General features: G+C 61.8%; 19 protein-coding genes and 2 pseudogenes. 14 read left to right on the top strand and 7 right to left on the bottom strand.

The genetic code is table 11. The features are described 5' to 3' along the window. Positions 1 to 55: 55 nt before the first annotated feature. Positions 56 to 541, top strand: coding sequence for a chemotaxis protein CheW (locus HV782_RS08855; protein ID WP_007919980.1), 486 nt, complete (start codon positions 56 to 58; stop codon positions 539 to 541). Continuing rightward, complete coding sequence (locus HV782_RS08860) at positions 542 to 937, top strand: DUF2802 domain-containing protein (protein WP_123465795.1); 396 nt, start codon at positions 542 to 544, stop codon at positions 935 to 937. A 121-nt stretch (positions 938 to 1,058) separates the two neighbouring features. On the opposite strand, the gene HV782_RS08865 is transcribed toward HV782_RS08860, so the two are convergent. Further along, positions 1,059 to 1,388: an EscU/YscU/HrcU family type III secretion system export apparatus switch protein gene (locus HV782_RS08865; protein ID WP_123465797.1), complete on the bottom strand. Its 330-nt coding sequence runs from the start codon at positions 1,386 to 1,388 to the stop codon at positions 1,059 to 1,061. Further along, entirely contained in the window at positions 1,385 to 2,959 is a 1,575-nt protein-coding gene (gene fliK, locus HV782_RS08870) for a flagellar hook-length control protein FliK (protein ID WP_123465799.1), read from the bottom strand. Before fliK ends, HV782_RS08865 begins: the two co-directional genes overlap by 4 nt. A gap of 197 nt (positions 2,960 to 3,156) precedes the next feature. On the opposite strand from fliK, the gene ccmA reads away from it, so the two are divergent. The 10 genes from ccmA to HV782_RS08920 all read left to right on the top strand — a co-directional run bounded on the left by ccmA (position 3,157) and on the right by HV782_RS08920 (position 10,549). Next, positions 3,157 to 3,792 carry a cytochrome c biogenesis heme-transporting ATPase CcmA gene (gene ccmA, locus HV782_RS08875; protein WP_123465801.1) on the top strand — a complete coding sequence of 212 codons (636 nt, stop codon included), beginning with the start codon at positions 3,157 to 3,159 and terminating at the stop codon, positions 3,790 to 3,792. Continuing rightward, a complete protein-coding gene (gene ccmB, locus HV782_RS08880; protein ID WP_034151525.1) occupies positions 3,789 to 4,457 on the top strand; it encodes a heme exporter protein CcmB in 669 nt (222 codons plus the stop codon). The genes ccmA and ccmB overlap by 4 nt, the downstream gene beginning before the upstream one ends. 90 nt (positions 4,458 to 4,547) lie before the next feature. Further along, positions 4,548 to 5,303 carry a heme ABC transporter permease gene (locus HV782_RS08885; RefSeq protein WP_123465803.1) on the top strand — a complete coding sequence of 252 codons (756 nt, stop codon included), beginning with the start codon at positions 4,548 to 4,550 and terminating at the stop codon, positions 5,301 to 5,303. Further along, positions 5,300 to 5,476, top strand: coding sequence for a heme exporter protein CcmD (gene ccmD, locus HV782_RS08890; protein ID WP_123465805.1), 177 nt, complete (start codon positions 5,300 to 5,302; stop codon positions 5,474 to 5,476). Before HV782_RS08885 ends, ccmD begins: the two co-directional genes overlap by 4 nt. Further along, on the top strand, positions 5,473 to 5,928 hold the full coding sequence (gene ccmE, locus HV782_RS08895; protein WP_064586605.1) for a cytochrome c maturation protein CcmE: 456 nt from the start codon (positions 5,473 to 5,475) through the stop codon (positions 5,926 to 5,928). The genes ccmD and ccmE overlap by 4 nt, the downstream gene beginning before the upstream one ends. 3 nt (positions 5,929 to 5,931) lie before the next feature. After that, complete coding sequence (locus tag HV782_RS08900; RefSeq protein WP_186748455.1) at positions 5,932 to 7,920, top strand: heme lyase CcmF/NrfE family subunit; 1,989 nt, start codon at positions 5,932 to 5,934, stop codon at positions 7,918 to 7,920. Next, positions 7,917 to 8,453, top strand: a complete 537-nt coding sequence (locus HV782_RS08905; protein ID WP_007961670.1) for a DsbE family thiol:disulfide interchange protein — start codon at positions 7,917 to 7,919, stop codon at positions 8,451 to 8,453. The genes HV782_RS08900 and HV782_RS08905 overlap by 4 nt, the downstream gene beginning before the upstream one ends. Then, positions 8,450 to 8,920: a cytochrome c-type biogenesis protein gene (locus HV782_RS08910; protein WP_123465809.1), complete on the top strand. Its 471-nt coding sequence runs from the start codon at positions 8,450 to 8,452 to the stop codon at positions 8,918 to 8,920. Before HV782_RS08905 ends, HV782_RS08910 begins: the two co-directional genes overlap by 4 nt. Further along, entirely contained in the window at positions 8,917 to 10,119 is a 1,203-nt protein-coding gene (gene ccmI / locus HV782_RS08915; protein WP_123465811.1) for a c-type cytochrome biogenesis protein CcmI, read from the top strand. The genes HV782_RS08910 and ccmI overlap by 4 nt, the downstream gene beginning before the upstream one ends. Positions 10,120 to 10,144: 25 nt before the next feature. Next, positions 10,145 to 10,549, top strand: coding sequence for a hypothetical protein (locus tag HV782_RS08920; RefSeq protein WP_128615814.1), 405 nt, complete (start codon positions 10,145 to 10,147; stop codon positions 10,547 to 10,549). A 59-nt stretch (positions 10,550 to 10,608) separates the two neighbouring features. Here the strand turns inward: HV782_RS08920 and HV782_RS29120 are convergent, their stop codons facing one another. Genes HV782_RS29120 through HV782_RS08935 form a run of 4 tightly spaced genes read right to left on the bottom strand, consistent with a single transcriptional unit; the run spans position 10,609 to position 13,197 of the window. Next, positions 10,609 to 10,830 (bottom strand): VapC50 family PIN domain-containing toxin, encoded by a 222-nt coding sequence (locus HV782_RS29120; RefSeq protein ID WP_496198563.1) that lies wholly within the window; start codon positions 10,828 to 10,830, stop codon positions 10,609 to 10,611. A 17-nt stretch (positions 10,831 to 10,847) separates the two neighbouring features. Beyond that, positions 10,848 to 11,735 (bottom strand): LysR family transcriptional regulator, encoded by an 888-nt coding sequence (locus tag HV782_RS08925; RefSeq protein WP_186748454.1) that lies wholly within the window; start codon positions 11,733 to 11,735, stop codon positions 10,848 to 10,850. A gap of 58 nt (positions 11,736 to 11,793) precedes the next feature. Beyond that, positions 11,794 to 12,513 (bottom strand): SDR family oxidoreductase, encoded by a 720-nt coding sequence (locus HV782_RS08930; RefSeq protein ID WP_123465816.1) that lies wholly within the window; start codon positions 12,511 to 12,513, stop codon positions 11,794 to 11,796. A 27-nt stretch (positions 12,514 to 12,540) separates the two neighbouring features. Further along, positions 12,541 to 13,197 carry a peroxiredoxin-like family protein gene (locus HV782_RS08935; RefSeq protein WP_128615906.1) on the bottom strand — a complete coding sequence of 219 codons (657 nt, stop codon included), beginning with the start codon at positions 13,195 to 13,197 and terminating at the stop codon, positions 12,541 to 12,543. Positions 13,198 to 13,418: 221 nt separating this feature from the next. On the opposite strand from HV782_RS08935, the pseudogene HV782_RS08940 reads away from it, so the two are divergent. Together HV782_RS08940 and HV782_RS08945 are read left to right on the top strand one after the other, a co-directional pair. After that, a pseudogene (locus tag HV782_RS08940) lies at positions 13,419 to 13,517 on the top strand (type II toxin-antitoxin system HicA family toxin); the annotation flags it as partial. Between the two features lie 26 nt (positions 13,518 to 13,543). Then, a pseudogene (locus HV782_RS08945) lies at positions 13,544 to 13,949 on the top strand (type II toxin-antitoxin system HicB family antitoxin). 68 nt (positions 13,950 to 14,017) lie between these two features. Here the strand turns inward: HV782_RS08945 and HV782_RS08950 are convergent. Beyond that, positions 14,018 to 15,205, bottom strand: coding sequence for an MFS transporter (locus HV782_RS08950; RefSeq protein WP_123465820.1), 1,188 nt, complete (start codon positions 15,203 to 15,205; stop codon positions 14,018 to 14,020). Between the last annotated feature and the right edge of the window lie 16 nt (positions 15,206 to 15,221).

The raw sequence follows: 15,221 nt of genomic DNA on the forward strand, positions 1-15,221 counted from the left end.
ATGCCGCCACACAGAACACACACCGCCCAGAGCGGTTTTTTCGAGGGGTCAGGGTATGAGTAGTCAGGCGACGAATGCAAAAGGTTCTGAAGATCCGATCCTGCAATGGGTGACCTTCAAACTGGACAACGAAACCTACGGCATCAACGTGATGCGCGTTCAGGAAGTGTTGCGCTACACCGAGATCGCTCCGGTGCCGGGCGCGCCAAGCTACGTGCTGGGCATCATCAACCTGCGCGGTAACGTGGTCACCGTGATCGACACCCGTCAGCGCTTCGGCCTGAACAGCGGCGAGATCAGCGACAACACCCGTATCGTCATCATCGAAGCCGACAAGCAAGTCGTCGGCATCATGGTCGACAGCGTTGCTGAAGTGGTTTACCTGCGTCAGTCGGAAATCGAGACCGCACCGAACGTCGGTAACGAAGAGTCGGCCAAGTTCATCCAGGGCGTGTGCAACAAGAACAACGAACTCCTCATCCTCGTCGAACTCGACAAGATGATGAGCGAAGAAGAATGGTCGGATCTGGAGAACATCTGATTGATTCTTGAGGTTGCAGTCATTGTCCTGTTCCTCTTCTGGGCAGGCACGCTGGCGATGTTTCTGGCGTACATCAAGGCGCAGCGGGTGATCGCTGCGCAACAGGCCCAGGGCGATGCGCTGCGTGATCAGCGCATCAAGGAACTGGCCAAACGTGTCGACGATTACCAGAACGGCAACGTGCGCATGGGCGACGCCCTGCATGAGTTGCGCTCGGTGGTCGGTCCTTTGCCGGACAAAATCGTTGCGCTTGAGCAGCGCGATCCGTCGAGCCTGTCATTCGCCCAAGCGGCGAAACTGGTGGGCATGGGCGCGAGCGTCGATGAACTGACTCAGTCCTGCGGGTTGACCCAGGCTGAGGCGGAGTTGATGCGCAAATTACATAAGGGCAGCTAAGAGCTTCAAGCTTATAGCGGCAAGCAATATCAAAAGATCGCAGCGTTCGGCAGCGCCTACAGGGGAAACGCTAATCCTGATGTAGGAGCGGTCGAAGGCTGCGATCTTTTGCTTTCAGGGCTTAATAATCATCCCCACGTTCGGTGACGTCCTTCTCGACCATCGGCGCATTCGGGTCCTGCCCCTCGGGGAATTTTCCCTTCAGATTCCACGCAAACGCGATGATCTCGGCAATGGTCCGGTAGAGCTCTTCGGGAATGCTGTCGCCCAATTCCATTCGTGCCAACAAGCGCACCAGCTCGGCGTTCTCGTAGATTGGCACTTCGTAGTCGCGAGCAATGCGCAGGATTTCTTCGGCCAGCTCTTCGTCGCCCTTGGCGGTGAGGGTCGGGGCGTGGTTGCCGTCGTATTTGAGGGCGATGGCCTGGCGTGGTGCGGTGGAATCGTTCATGCGGTTTCGTCGACCCAGCGGTGTTCGAGACGGGTTTGGTTGCCTTGCGGCGGGGCGCCGAGGTGGCAGTCGAGGTCACCGACATTCAGCCCGCAATCGAGCAGACGCTGACGCAGGGCGAACAAGTTGTTTTCGATCAGGTCGGCGGTGTACGGCCGCTCGACCCAGAGCTGGCTCGACAGGCTGCCGCTGATCAATTGCGCCTGAATCTGCATTGGCCCGAGCGGTTCCATGTCGAACGCCAGATCAACGCGCCACAGTTGTTGCCTGGGTTCGCGCTCATCGCGACGTTCGTTCGGTTGCGGTTCTCTTTCCGGCGCTTCTTCACGCTGAAACTTGACCTGCAACGGCACGATGTCCTGCAGGTTGCGCATGGGAATTTCCAGTTGCCAGGTGCTGAGCAGGCGCCCGTCGTCGGTAACGCCGGTCTGCTCCAGGCTCGACAACTGATGGCTTTGCAGGCGCGAAACGGCGGCAGCGGCGAGGCGCAGCAACTGTTCCAGATCGCCTTCGCCTTCCAGGCTTTGCAGCAAACGCTCGGGCAGCGGAAAGCTGCTTGGCACCGGTTTCGCGCTGACCTGGCCAAGCATGCCGAGGGCGTTGCGAACGAAACTCGGCAGCGCTTGCGCCAGGGTGTTGGCGGCGATGATCGCGTTGAAACTGCTGTTGCCCGGCAGGCCCGGGGTCAGTTGTGCGATCAGCTTGAGCAGGTCGGCTTTCATGTCCGGTGCCAGCGTCGGGTTCTGCCCGGTCAGCAGTTTGCCTTCGAGGAACACGCCGCTGTTGGCCAAGGCCAGTGCTACGCCTTTGGCGGTACTCAGTTGTTGTACATCGGGGAGGCTGGCGAGCAGTTTGTCGACCACGGCGCGCAGATCCTGCGATGTCTGATCGGTATCGCTCGGCAGATTTTGCAAGGCGTTCAGCAACCCCGTCAGGGAGGCCTGACGGCTTTGCTGGCCGAGCAGTTGCTGACTCACGGCCAGTTGTTCCTGGCGGCTGCTCATCGGCAGGAATTTAAGGGTGTGTGAGTCTTCGACCAATGCCGAGAGCAAGGTGCCGATGCGCAGCGGCTGCGGGCTGTCGATGGTCAGGGTGCTGCCGCTCTGTGCGGTGTTGAGCAAACTGACCAAGGAGCGAAACACCGCCACTTGCCCCGGCGTTTGCGGCAGCGCCTGCGAGGTCAGCACTTTGCCTTGCAGCAGCGTGCCGACCGGCAATTGCGCGGTGTCGATGCGGGTGAGGGCGGCGACGCTGCTGGCAATGGCTTGTTGCACAGTAATCGCCAGATTGCCCGCCGAGGGCTGAGTGATCGCCAGACTGGTGCCTTGGGGCAGCGGCAGATTGCTGGTCGCTTGCACGGTGGTCTGACGGCCGCTGTCCAGCGTCACCTTGAGCAGCAACTGAAAGGTCTGGTCCGCTTGCTTGAGCGACAACACCTCGGCCTTGGCGCTTTGCCCGGCGCCGATCAGGCCTTCGACCGGGGTCAGCAGCTTGAGCAGCTCACCGACCTGCGGGCGAACGGTCGCCGGGGTGGCGGGCGGGAGCGGGAGGATGTTCATTTCGCCTGTCATACGCGGACACAACCTGAGGAAAATGCACTCTTGAGAGTAAGGCACGGCATGTATAATGCCGCCCGTCTTGCGCTTCGTTCAAAAAACATAGCAATTGTTTGACCCAGCTCTCTAGATCGAGCCGTCAATGCATCTATGCTGCACCTCTTTAACGGCCGCGCCAGAGCCGACTTGAACCGTATAAGGCCCGTGATCCCTTGACCAGTCCTGTCCTGCAAACCGTTGCCCTCGCGTGTGAACGCGATCTCAGGCTGCTCTTCGAAAATCTCGAATTGAGACTGGCCAGTGGCGATATGGTGCAGATCAGCGGGCCCAACGGCAGCGGTAAAACCAGTCTGTTGCGTTTGCTCGCCGGGCTGATGCAGCCGACCGACGGTCAGGTCCTGCTCAATGGCCAGCCGCTGACCGAACAACGCGGCGAACTGGCGCGCAACCTGCTGTGGATCGGCCATGCCGCCGGGATCAAGGATTTGCTGACCCCGGAAGAAAACCTCTCGTGGCTCTGTGCCCTGCATCATCCCGCCGAGCGCGACGCGATCTGGCAAGCGCTGGCAGCCGTAGGATTGCGCGGTTTCGAAGATGTTCCCTGCCACACGTTGTCCGCCGGTCAGCAACGTCGCGTGGCGTTGGCGCGGCTGTATCTGGACAGCCCGCCACTGTGGATTCTCGATGAGCCGTTCACCGCCCTCGACAAGCAGGGCGTGGCGCAGCTCGAAGAACATCTGGCCGGGCACTGCGAACGCGGCGGCCTCGTGGTCCTGACCACGCACCACACGCTGAGCCGGATGCCGGCCGGCTATCGTGATCTCGATCTGGGGAACTGGGCAGTATGAGTGTGTTCGGCCTGCTGGTTGCCCGTGAATCGCGCCTGCTGTTCCGCCGCCCGGCGGAGCTGGCCAATCCGCTGATTTTCTTCGCCATCGTCATCGCGCTGTTCCCGCTGGCCGTCGGCCCGGAAACTCAAGTGTTGCAAAACCTGTCCCCCGGGTTAGTCTGGGTGGCCGCGCTGTTATCGGTGCTGCTCTCGCTGGACGGGCTGTTCCGCAGTGATTTCGAAGACGGGTCCCTTGAACAGTGGGTCCTTTCGTCGCACCCGCTGCCTCTTCTGGTACTGGCCAAGGTGCTGGCACACTGGCTTTTTTCGGGGTTGGCGCTGGTTCTGCTCTCGCCGTTGCTGGCGTTGATGCTCGGTTTGCCGGTCGCCTGCCTGCCGGTGTTGCTGTTGTCGTTGCTGCTGGGTACACCGGTGCTGAGCCTGCTCGGCGCGGTGGGCGCAGCGCTGACGGTCGGTTTGAAACGCGGCGGCCTGTTGCTGGCGCTGTTGATTCTGCCGCTGTACATCCCGGTGTTGATCCTTGGCAGTGGCGCCTTGCAGGCCGCGCTGCAAGGCATGCCGGCGACCGGGTATCTGCTCTGGCTGGGTAGCCTGACCGCCCTGGCGATCACCCTGACACCCTTTGCAATAGCTGCTGGCCTGAAGATCAGCGTCGGCGAATAATAATGAGGTCTGGTCAAAAATTGACCACTTTTTTTAAAGAATGACCCTTGCCAGCTCACACCGATGAGCGGCACCCGTGATGGATACAGTATGAACTGGACCTGGTTTCACAAGCTCGGCTCGCCCAAGTGGTTCTACGGCATCAGCAGCAAGTTCCTGCCTTGGTTGAGCATTGCAGCGTTGCTGCTGATCGGCGTCGGCGTCGTCTGGGGCCTGGCCTTCGCGCCGCCGGACTATCAGCAGGGCAACAGCTTTCGCATCATCTACATCCACGTGCCTGCGGCGATGCTCGCGCAGTCGATCTACGTGATGCTGGCGGTGTGCGGTGTGGTGGGGCTGGTGTGGAAGATGAAACTGGCCGACGTCGCCCTGCAATGCGCCGCGCCGATCGGCGCGTGGATGACCGCCGTGGCGCTGGTCACCGGGGCGATCTGGGGCAAACCGACGTGGGGGTCGTGGTGGGTGTGGGACGCGCGCCTGACTTCGATGCTGATTCTGCTGTTCCTGTACTTCGGGGTGATCGCGCTGGGCAATGCCATCAGCAACCGCGACAGCGCCGCCAAGGCCTGCGCGGTGTTGGCCATCGTCGGCGTGATCAATATCCCGATCATCAAATACTCGGTGGAGTGGTGGAACACCCTGCATCAGGGCGCGACCTTCACCCTCACCGAAAAACCGGCAATGCCGGCAGAGATGTGGCTGCCGCTGTTGCTGACCGTGCTGGGTTTCTACTGTTTCTTCGGCGCCGTGCTGTTGCTGCGCATGCGCCTTGAAGTGCTCAAGCGCGAAGCCCGCGCCAGTTGGGTGAAAGAAGAAGTGCAGAACAGTCTGGAGGCCGCGCGATGAGTTTTGCTTCATTCGGCGACTTCCTCGCCATGGGCCATCATGGCCTGTATGTCTGGTCGGCCTATGGCATCTGTCTGGTGGTGCTGGCCTTCAACGTGGCGGCGCCGGTCCTGGCCCGCAAGCGGTATCTGCAACAAGAGGCGCGTCGTCTGCGCCGGGAGAACGGCAAGTGAATCCGCTGCGCAAAAAACGTCTGATCATCATTCTGGCGATCCTGGTCGGGGTCGGCGCTGCCGTCGGCCTGGCCCTGAGCGCCCTGCAGGAAAACATCAACCTGTTTTACACGCCGACCCAGATCGCCAACGGCGAAGCGCCGCATGACACGCGCATCCGCGCCGGCGGCATGGTCGAGAAGGGTTCGCTGCAACGTTCGCCGGACTCGCTGGACGTCAAATTCGTCGTCACCGACTTCAACAAAGCCGTGACCATCACCTACCGCGGGATCCTCCCGGACCTGTTCCGCGAAGGGCAGGGCATCGTCGCCCTCGGCAAGCTCAATGCCGACGGTGTGGTGGTGGCCGATGAAGTGCTGGCCAAGCACGACGAGAAGTACATGCCGCCGGAAGTGACCAAAGCGTTGAAAGACAGTGGTCAATCCGCGCCGACCCCAGCGAAGGAGGGTTGATCGATGACGTCCGCACTGTTTATTCCCGAGCTCGGCCATCTGGCGATGATTCTGGCGCTGTGTTTTGCGCTGGTGCAGGCCGTGGTGCCATTGGTCGGTGCCTGGCGTGGCGACCGTTTCTGGATGAGCCTGGCCCAGCCGGCGGCGTGGGGCCAGTTTGCGTTTTTGCTGTTTGCGTTTGGCATTCTGACCTACGCGTTCATGACCGATGACTTCTCCGTCGCCTATGTCGCCAACAACTCCAATACCGCTTTACCGTGGTATTACAAATTCAGCGCAGTGTGGGGCGCCCACGAAGGTTCGTTGCTGTTGTGGGCGTTGATCCTCGGCGGCTGGACCTTTGCCGTGTCGGTGTTCTCGCGGCAGTTGCCGCAAGTCATGCTCGCCCGCGTTCTGGCGGTGATGGGCATGATCAGCACCGGCTTCCTGCTGTTCCTCATCCTCACGTCCAACCCGTTCAAACGCATCCTGCCGCAAATGCCGAGCAATGGCGCTGACCTCAATCCACTGTTGCAAGACATTGGCCTGATCGTTCACCCGCCGATGTTGTACATGGGTTATGTCGGCTTTTCGGTGGCGTTCGCTTTTGCCATCGCGGCGTTGATGGGCGGTCGCCTTGATGCGGCGTGGGCGCGTTGGTCGCGTCCGTGGACCATCGTCGCGTGGGCCTTCCTCGGCATCGGCATCACCCTTGGTTCGTGGTGGGCTTACTACGAACTCGGCTGGGGCGGCTGGTGGTTCTGGGACCCGGTGGAAAACGCTTCCTTCATGCCATGGCTGGTCGGCACCGCGCTGATTCACTCGCTGGCAGTCACGGAAAAACGTGGCGTGTTCAAGAGCTGGACGGTGTTGCTGGCGATTGCCGCGTTCTCCCTCAGTCTGCTCGGCACTTTCCTTGTCCGCTCGGGCGTGCTGACCTCGGTGCACGCGTTCGCTTCCGATCCGGAGCGCGGCGTATTCATCCTGATTTTCCTGCTGTTCGTGGTCGGTGGTTCGCTGACGCTGTTCGCGTTGCGCGCCCCGGTGGTGAAGAGTCAGGTCGGTTTCAACCTGTGGTCGCGGGAAACCCTGTTGCTGGGCAACAACCTGGTGTTGGTGGTAGCGGCGTCGATGATTCTGCTTGGCACCCTGTATCCGCTGATTCTCGATGCCCTGAGCGGTGCCAAGCTGTCGGTCGGCCCACCGTACTTCAATGCGTTGTTCATCCCGCTGATGGCGTTGCTGATGGTGGTGATGGCCGTTGGTGTGATCGTCCGCTGGAAAGACACTCCGGTGAAATGGCTGGCGAACATGCTGACCCCGGTGTTGCTCGGCAGCGTCGCGTTGGCCGTGGTGGCCGGTGTCGCTTACGGCGATTTCAACTGGGCGGTGATCGCGACCTTCCTGCTCGCCGCGTGGGTGCTGCTGGCCGGCGTGCGCGACATCTTCGACAAGACCCGCCATAAAGGCCTGATCAAAGGCCTGCCAGCCCTGACCCGCAGCTACTGGGGCATGCAGATCGCTCACCTCGGCATCGCCGTATGCGCCCTCGGTGTGGTGTTGTCGAGCCAGAACAGTGCTGAACGCGATCTGCGTCTGGCGCCGGGCGAGTCGATGGACCTGGCCGGTTATCACTTCATCTTCGAAGGCGCCAAACACTTCGAAGGGCCGAACTTCACCTCCGACAGAGGCACTATCCGGATCATCCGCGACGGTAAGGAAATCAGCGTGCTGCACCCGGAAAAACGCCTGTACACGGTGCAGAGTTCGATGATGACCGAGGCCGGGATCGACGCCGGTTTCACTCGCGATCTCTACGTCGCACTCGGCGAACCGCTGGAAAACGGCGCGTGGGCGGTGCGGGTTCACGTCAAACCGTTCGTGCGCTGGATCTGGTTCGGTGGCCTGCTCACCGGTCTGGGCGGATTGCTGGCGGCGCTGGATCGGCGTTATCGGGTCAAGGTGAAAGCCAAGGTGCGTGAAGCACTGGGCATGACGGGAGCGGCTGCATGAGACGTTGGTTGATGCTGGTGCCACTGGCGATTTTCCTGCTGGTGGCGGTGTTTCTGTATCGCGGTCTGTACCTCGATCCGGCGGAGTTGCCGTCGGCGATGATCAACAAGCCATTCCCGGAATTCAGCCTGCCGAACGTGCAGGGCGACAAGACCCTGACCAAGGCTGACATTCTCGGCAAACCTGCCCTGGTCAACGTCTGGGGCACCTGGTGCATTTCCTGCCGGGTCGAGCACCCGGTGTTGAATAAACTCGCCGAGCGCGGCGTGGTGATCTACGGCATCAACTACAAGGACACCAACGCCGATGCCTTGAAGTGGCTGGCCGAATTCCACAACCCGTACGTGCTGGACATCCGTGACGACGAAGGCTCGCTGGGTCTGAACCTCGGCGTCTACGGCGCCCCGGAAACCTTCTTCATCGACGCCAAGGGCATCATCCGCGACAAGTACGTCGGCGTGATCGACGAGCAGGTCTGGCGCGAAAAACTCGCCGCCAAGTATCAGGCGCTGGTCGATGAGGCCAAGCCATGAAGCGCTTTTTAGCCGCCGTGGTACTGGGCCTGAGTCTGGCCGGCATGGCTCACGCCGCGATTGATACTTATGAGTTCGCCAAGGAAGGTGATCGCGAGCGTTTCCGTGAGTTGACCAAGGAGCTGCGCTGCCCCAAGTGCCAGAACCAGGACATTGCCGACTCCAACGCACCGATTGCCGCCGACCTGCGCAAAGAGATTTTCCGCATGCTCGGCGAGGGCAAGGACAACCAGCAGATCATCGACTTCATGGTCGACCGCTACGGTGATTTCGTCCGTTACAAACCGGCACTCAACGCCAAGACCGCACTGCTGTGGTTCGGCCCGGCCGGGCTGCTGCTTGGCGGTTTTGTGGTGATCGCGGTGATTGTCCGCCGTCGTCGCGGCCAGCGCGCCGAGACCCCGACATCGCTGTCCACCGAAGAGCGTCAGCGTCTCGACCAACTGTTGGATAAAAACCAAGAATGATTGATTTCTGGCTTGCCGCAGGGCTGTTGCTTCTGGTCGCCCTGAGTTTTCTGTTGATCCCGGTTCTGCGTGAGCGTCGCGCCCAGCGTGAAGAGGATCGCACTGCCCTGAACGTCGCGTTGTATCAGGAACGCGTGGCCGAGTTGCAATCGCAGCAGGCCGAAGGCGTACTCGATGCCGGGCAAATGGACAGCGGGCGCGCCGAGGCTGCCCGTGAACTGCTCGCCGATACCGAAGGCGTTGCCGCGCCACGTGTGTCGAAACTGGGCAAACCGTTGCCGCTGCTGGCCGCCGTCCTGGTGCCGGTACTGGGCCTGGGTCTGTACCTGCATTTTGGCGCTGCCGACAAGGTCGAACTGACCCGCGAGTTCGCCCAGGCGCCGCAGTCGATGGAAGAAATGACCCAGCGTCTGGAGCGTGCGGTCGCGGCGCAACCGGATTCTGCCGAGGGCCTGTATTTCCTCGGTCGTACCTACATGGCTCAGGAGCGTCCGGCGGACGCGGCGAAGATGTTCGAGCGCGCCGCCAACCTCGCCGGGCGTCAGCCGGAACTGCTCGGCCAGTGGGCCCAGGCGCAATATTTCGCTGACGGCAAAAAGTGGTCGGCGAAGATCCAGGCGCTGACGGACGAAGCACTGAAGGCCGATCCGAAAGAGGTCACCAGCCTTGGCCTGCTCGGTATTGCCGCGTTCGAGGGCGAGCGTTATCAGGAGGCAATCGACTACTGGAATCGTCTGCTGGCGCAACTGCCGCCGGACGACAACTCCCGCGCCGCGCTGCAAGGCGGGATCAAACGTGCCGCCGAGCGTCTGGAAGCCAGCGGCGGCAAAGTCGCTCAGGCACCGGTAGCCGCGAAAGCCGCACTGTTGAAAGTCAGCGTCGATCTTTCCAGCGAACTCAGAAGCAAAGTGCAGCCGGGCGACAGCGTGTTCATCTTTGCCCGCGCCACCTCCGGCCCGCCGGCACCGCTGGCGGCCAAACGCCTGACCGTGGCGGATCTACCGGTGACTGTCGAACTGGGCGATGCCGACGCGATGATGCCGCAGTTGAAACTGTCGAACTTCCCTGAAGTCCAACTGGTTGCGCGCATCTCCCGCGCGGGCCAGCCAACGGCTGGTGAGTGGGTCGGTCGCAGCGGGCCTCTGGCCAGCAGCACCACCGCGCTACAAAAACTGATCATCGACAGCCCGGACAAATAGCCGGACACAACAGGAAAGCACCGCCATGCACACCATCGCCCGAATCACAGTCCTCACACTGGCCCTGGGCTTGAGTGCATGTGCGGTGCAACGACCGGAACCCACCACCAATCTGCCGCCGATTCCGCCGTCCCAGCCGAGCCCGACCCCGTCCACCTCGCCAACCCCTGGCAAAAGCATCCCGGCCAAACCGTCCAAACCGGTGCCACGCACCTCGGCCAGCTTCGCCCCGCCACCGGGTGGCAATAGCCACTGGGACCAGAAGCTCGGCGTCTATGTCCTCGACGACCAGCCCAACACTTTCTACCGCCAGCGCACCTACTACCGCTGGAACAACGGCTGGAGCCGCTCGATCAGCCCCAACGGTCCGTGGGAAGACACCAACATCCACGGCGTGCCGCCGGGATTGGGCAAACAGTTCGGGCAGTAATGAAAAAACGGCGATCTTTGGATCGCCGTTTTTTTTGTCCGCGTTTCGGGGGCGCGTCTTCAGAGCATTGCGCCGAACTTGCGCAATGCCTGCACCGATTGAATCAGGCCTTGGCGCTGTAGCAGATTGAGAAAAGGTTCGACGTCCAGCGCTGGAAGTTTCAAGTGTGATCGTTGCTGTTCAGCGGCAGCGCTGGCCGTAGCCGAATCCGCGGATGGGTGATGATCGACACGGGGTGTTCCGGCATTCGCAAAGGAGGGATGTCGGGACCTTATTCGAATAAACGAAACGCTGGGCGCTAATGTTCGCTAGCCAGCAACCCTTGCACGTACTCGACAAACGCCCGCGCCTTGGCACTCGCCATCCTTCCCGTCGCAAACACCGCCCATAAATCCATGTCGGGCAGGGTCCAGTCGGGCATGACGGGCTTCACCGCACCGCTGGCCAGTTCCGGGGCGAACATCCATTCGGAGGCGAGCGTCAGGCCCTGATCGGCCAGCACGGCTTCGCGCACGCCCTCGGCCGCGCTGACGCGCAGGCGACCACTGATAATGACCGATTGTCGTTCCGCGCCTTTGGCGAACTGCCAGGTGTTGCCGCCGCCGAGGTTGTAGACGACGGCCTGGTGTTTACTCAAATCGGCAGGGCAGTTCGGTTCGCCGTGTCTGGCGAAGTACGCCGGGGTGCCGAGCACCACGCGGCGGCAATCGGCGATCTTGCGCGCGGTCAGGCCCGAATCGGTCAATGCGCCCATGCGCAGGGCGACGTCGATGCCTTCCTCGACGAGGTTGATGTTGCGATCGTCGAGCATCAGGTCGATGTTCAGTTGCGGGTGCTGATCGAGAAACGCCCCCAGGTGCGGAACGATGTGCAGACGGCCGAAGGTCACCGCCGCGCTGATGCGCAAGTTGCCGCTCAAACCGCCTGCACTGCCACGGGCGGCGTTGTCGGCCTCGTCGGCTTCGTCGATGGCACGTTTGGCCCGCTCGAAATAGGCCAGCCCGGCTTCGGTCGGGGTCAGGCCGCGGGTCGAGCGCAGCAACAGGCTGACGGCCAGGCGCTTTTCCAGCAGAGCGATGGTCTTCGACACAGCCGGCTGGCCGATATTCAAGCGCCGGGCAGCGGCGGAAAACGAGCCGGTTTCAACGACGCAGACGAAGGTTTCCATGGCGGCGAGACGGTCCATCGGTATTCCTGTGCAAGTCTGAAAATTGTCGTAACCCCACCGGGCAATAAGGTGTTGCTCAGAACGCGGCTTTGCCCACAGAGGCGCCGCCATCGACAAACAATGTCTGCCCGGTGATGAACCCGCTTTGCTCGGACAACAGAAACGCGATCGCCGCGGCGATCTCCTCCGGCTGCCCCAGGCGGCCCATCGGCACCCCGGCCAGATAGCGCGCTTCGCCTTCGCTGCCGGGCGGATTGTTGGCGCGGAACAGCTCGGTCTCGGTCGGTCCGGGCGCGACGGCGTTCACGGTGATGCCGGTCTGCGCCAGTTCCAGCGCCCACGAACGGGTAAAGCTGACCAGCGCTGCTTTCGCTGCGGCATAGGCTGTACGCTGAGTAATGCCCAGCACCGTCAGGCTGGAGATGTTCACCACCCGACCCCAGCCCCGCGTGCGCATCCCCGGCAACAGCGCCTGAGTCGCCTGCAACGCCGAATGCAGATTGAGCCGCATGACCTCGTCGAACGCGTCCAGATCAATGTCGCCCAAGGCCTGCGGTCGTACCAGCCCGACGTTGTTCACCAGCCCGTCGAATTCATAGGTGCGCGCCAGTTCCGCCAGTACCTCGCCGGTCAGCTTGCGATCACTCAGATCCAGTGGAAACAGGATGCCCGGAAAGCTCAGGTCAGGCTGGCGGGCAATCCCCACCACCCGATGGCCGGCACGGTCCAGATGCTCGGCCAGCGCTCGGCCTATGCCTTTGCTGGCGCCGGTGATGAGGAAGGTACGTCGGGTCATGGCAACTCCTGGGCACAGGGGATCGGATCAGCCGCGCAATGCATCCAGCATCGCTTCAGGCTCGGGACGCTGAGTGTAATCCGGGTTGACCTCGGCGTAACGAATCACGCCATTCTGAGCGATCACAAAACGGGCCGGCATCGGCAATGTCCACGCTGGATCATCGTTGAAGGTCGGCAGGTCGTTGCGCAGGTTCTTGTACAGCTCGATCAGGTAGTCCGGTAATTCGAAACGCAGGCCGAACGCCGCCGCCACGTCATTGCGCGGGTCGCTGAGGATCGGGAATTGCAATTGGTTGATGCGTTGCGACTTGCGGCTGTTGGCCGCGATCTGCGGCGAAATGGCCAGCAGACTGGCGCCGGCATGCTGAATCGACGGGAGAAAGGCCTGCAACGCCTGCAATTCCAGGTTGCAGTACGGGCACCAGACACCGCGATAGAACGTCAACACCAATGGCCCTTGCGCCAGTAGATCCGCCGACGATACGGGATGGCCTTCGGGGTCTTTCAGGGTGAACAGCGGCGCCATGTCACCGACTTTCAGGGCACGGTTTGCCGCGCCGGAGGCGATCAGCTCGGCGGTGGCGCGCTCCATCACCGGGTGAATGTCGGCGGGGGCGTTGTAAGGGGGCTTGCCGGCCTTGAAGTCGGCTTTGAACGCGTCGAGTCTTGCTTGCAGGGTCATGGTCGAAAGTCCTGTAGGAGCGCCGGTAGTGGCTGGATTCAAGATTGACCGTGAGGCGAGGGCGGCGGAACACAGGCGCGTGGCATAGCACTCATGCCTGGGGGGAATGGGGCCGTTCATCACATTCGGTAAAACAGCTGGACGTCACTCCGTAGATTTCTGTACTTGAGTAAAGATAACTCCAGGGTTGCTTTTAACAGGCCGAGGCAAGGAGGCGGTGGGTGCAGAGCAGGCTATTGATCAAGGAGCTGGAGGAGGCAGGCTGGACACTGGATCGGGTTACCGGCAGTCATCACATCTTCAGGCACCGATACACCCCGCCAGCCAGCGACAAGGGAGATCCATAATGCAATATCCGATCTGCATCGAATGGGGTGACGACAACACCGGCCATCGGTATTCAGATACCCGACATTCCCGGCGCGGCCACGGCTGGGGATACCTTCGAGGACGCCTACAACGCCGCCGTCGAAATCGCTCACATCCTGCTACAGGAGATGGCGGCGGACGGCGAGTCGATTCCCATGCCGACGTCGGCAGCGGCCCATCGCAATAATCCGGAGTTTGCCGACATGGGCTGGGGCATGCTGGAGCTGGATATCTCGCCCTACCTGGGCAAAACCGAGAAGGTCAACGTGACGTTGCCGGGCTATGTCATCCAACGCATTGATCGCTATGTGCGTGAGCACAACGTCAAAAGCCGCTCCTCCTTTCTGGCGGATGCGGCGATGGAGAAACTGGTTCGGTATTAAGCGTCATCGCTCCCACAGGTCCAGTGAGCAACCTGTGAGAGCGAGCCTGCTCGCGATGCGTTGACGTCTTACGCCGTTGCCAATGCACCACGCTGCGAGACACTCAGAAACCGCAACAGCGCCAGCAGCGGGAACACGCTGCCGACAATCACGATCCACAACCAGCCGCCATGTTCGTACACCGCACTGGCGACCGAGGAGCCGAAGGCGCCGCCGATGAAGATGCTGGTCATGTACAGGGCGTTCAGGCGACCGCGGCTTTTGGCGTCCAGCGAATAGACAGCGCGCTGGCCGAGGACCATGTTCATCTGCACGCAGAAGTCGAGTACCACGCCGGTGACGGCCAGGCCGATCACACTGTAGGCCGGGTGAATGAAGGCCGGCAGAAAGCTCAGGCTGGCGAACAGCATGGCCAGCAGCGAGGCGATGCGAGTGTGGCCAGCATCCGCGAGACGCCCGCTGATGGGGGCGGCGATGGCCCCGATGGCACCGACCAGGGCGAAGATCGCGATTTCGCTTTGCGACAGACCATGGTTGCGCGCCAGTTCCAGCGGCACCGCCGTCCAGAACAGGCTGAACGTGGCGAACATGCAGCCCTGATAAAACGCGCGCTGACGCAACACCGGTTGCTGGCGCAGCAGGGTCCACAACGAACCGATCAACTGGCCATAAGAAGCGCTGTGGTCCGGCTGACGCTTGGGTACGGTCAACGCCAGCACCACGCTGATCGCCGCCATCAACGCGGCAGCAATCATGAACATCGCGCGCCAGCCGAAATGGTCAGCCACGACGCTCGACACCGGCCGCGCCAGCAGGATACCCAGCAGCAGCCCCCCCATGATCCCGCCGACCACCCGGCCACGGGATTCTTCCGGCGCCAGATGCGCGGCGAGGGGAATCAGGATCTGCACCGACACCGAACTGAAGCCCACCAGCAATGAAATCAGCAGGAACACATTCGGCTGACTGGTGAATGCCGCGCCGAGCAGGCTGGCAATCGCCACCACGGTGGTGATGATCATCAACCGGCGGTTTTCCAGCAGGTCGCCGAGCGGCACCAGAAAGAACAGGCCCAGCGCATAACCGATCTGCGTGAGCGAGACGATGAAGCTGGCCATGGTGTCGGACAGGCCGATGTCCGGGGCGATCAGGCCGATGATTGGCTGTGCGTAGTAGATGTTGGCGACGATGGCGCCGCAGCAGAAGGCGAACAGCAGCACCATGCCTCGGGTCATTGCGTGTGTAGTGGTGGTCATAAGATTTCTCGATCCG

The organism is Pseudomonas monsensis (genome assembly GCF_014268495.2).
Lineage (GTDB): Bacteria > Pseudomonadota > Gammaproteobacteria > Pseudomonadales > Pseudomonadaceae > Aquipseudomonas > Aquipseudomonas monsensis.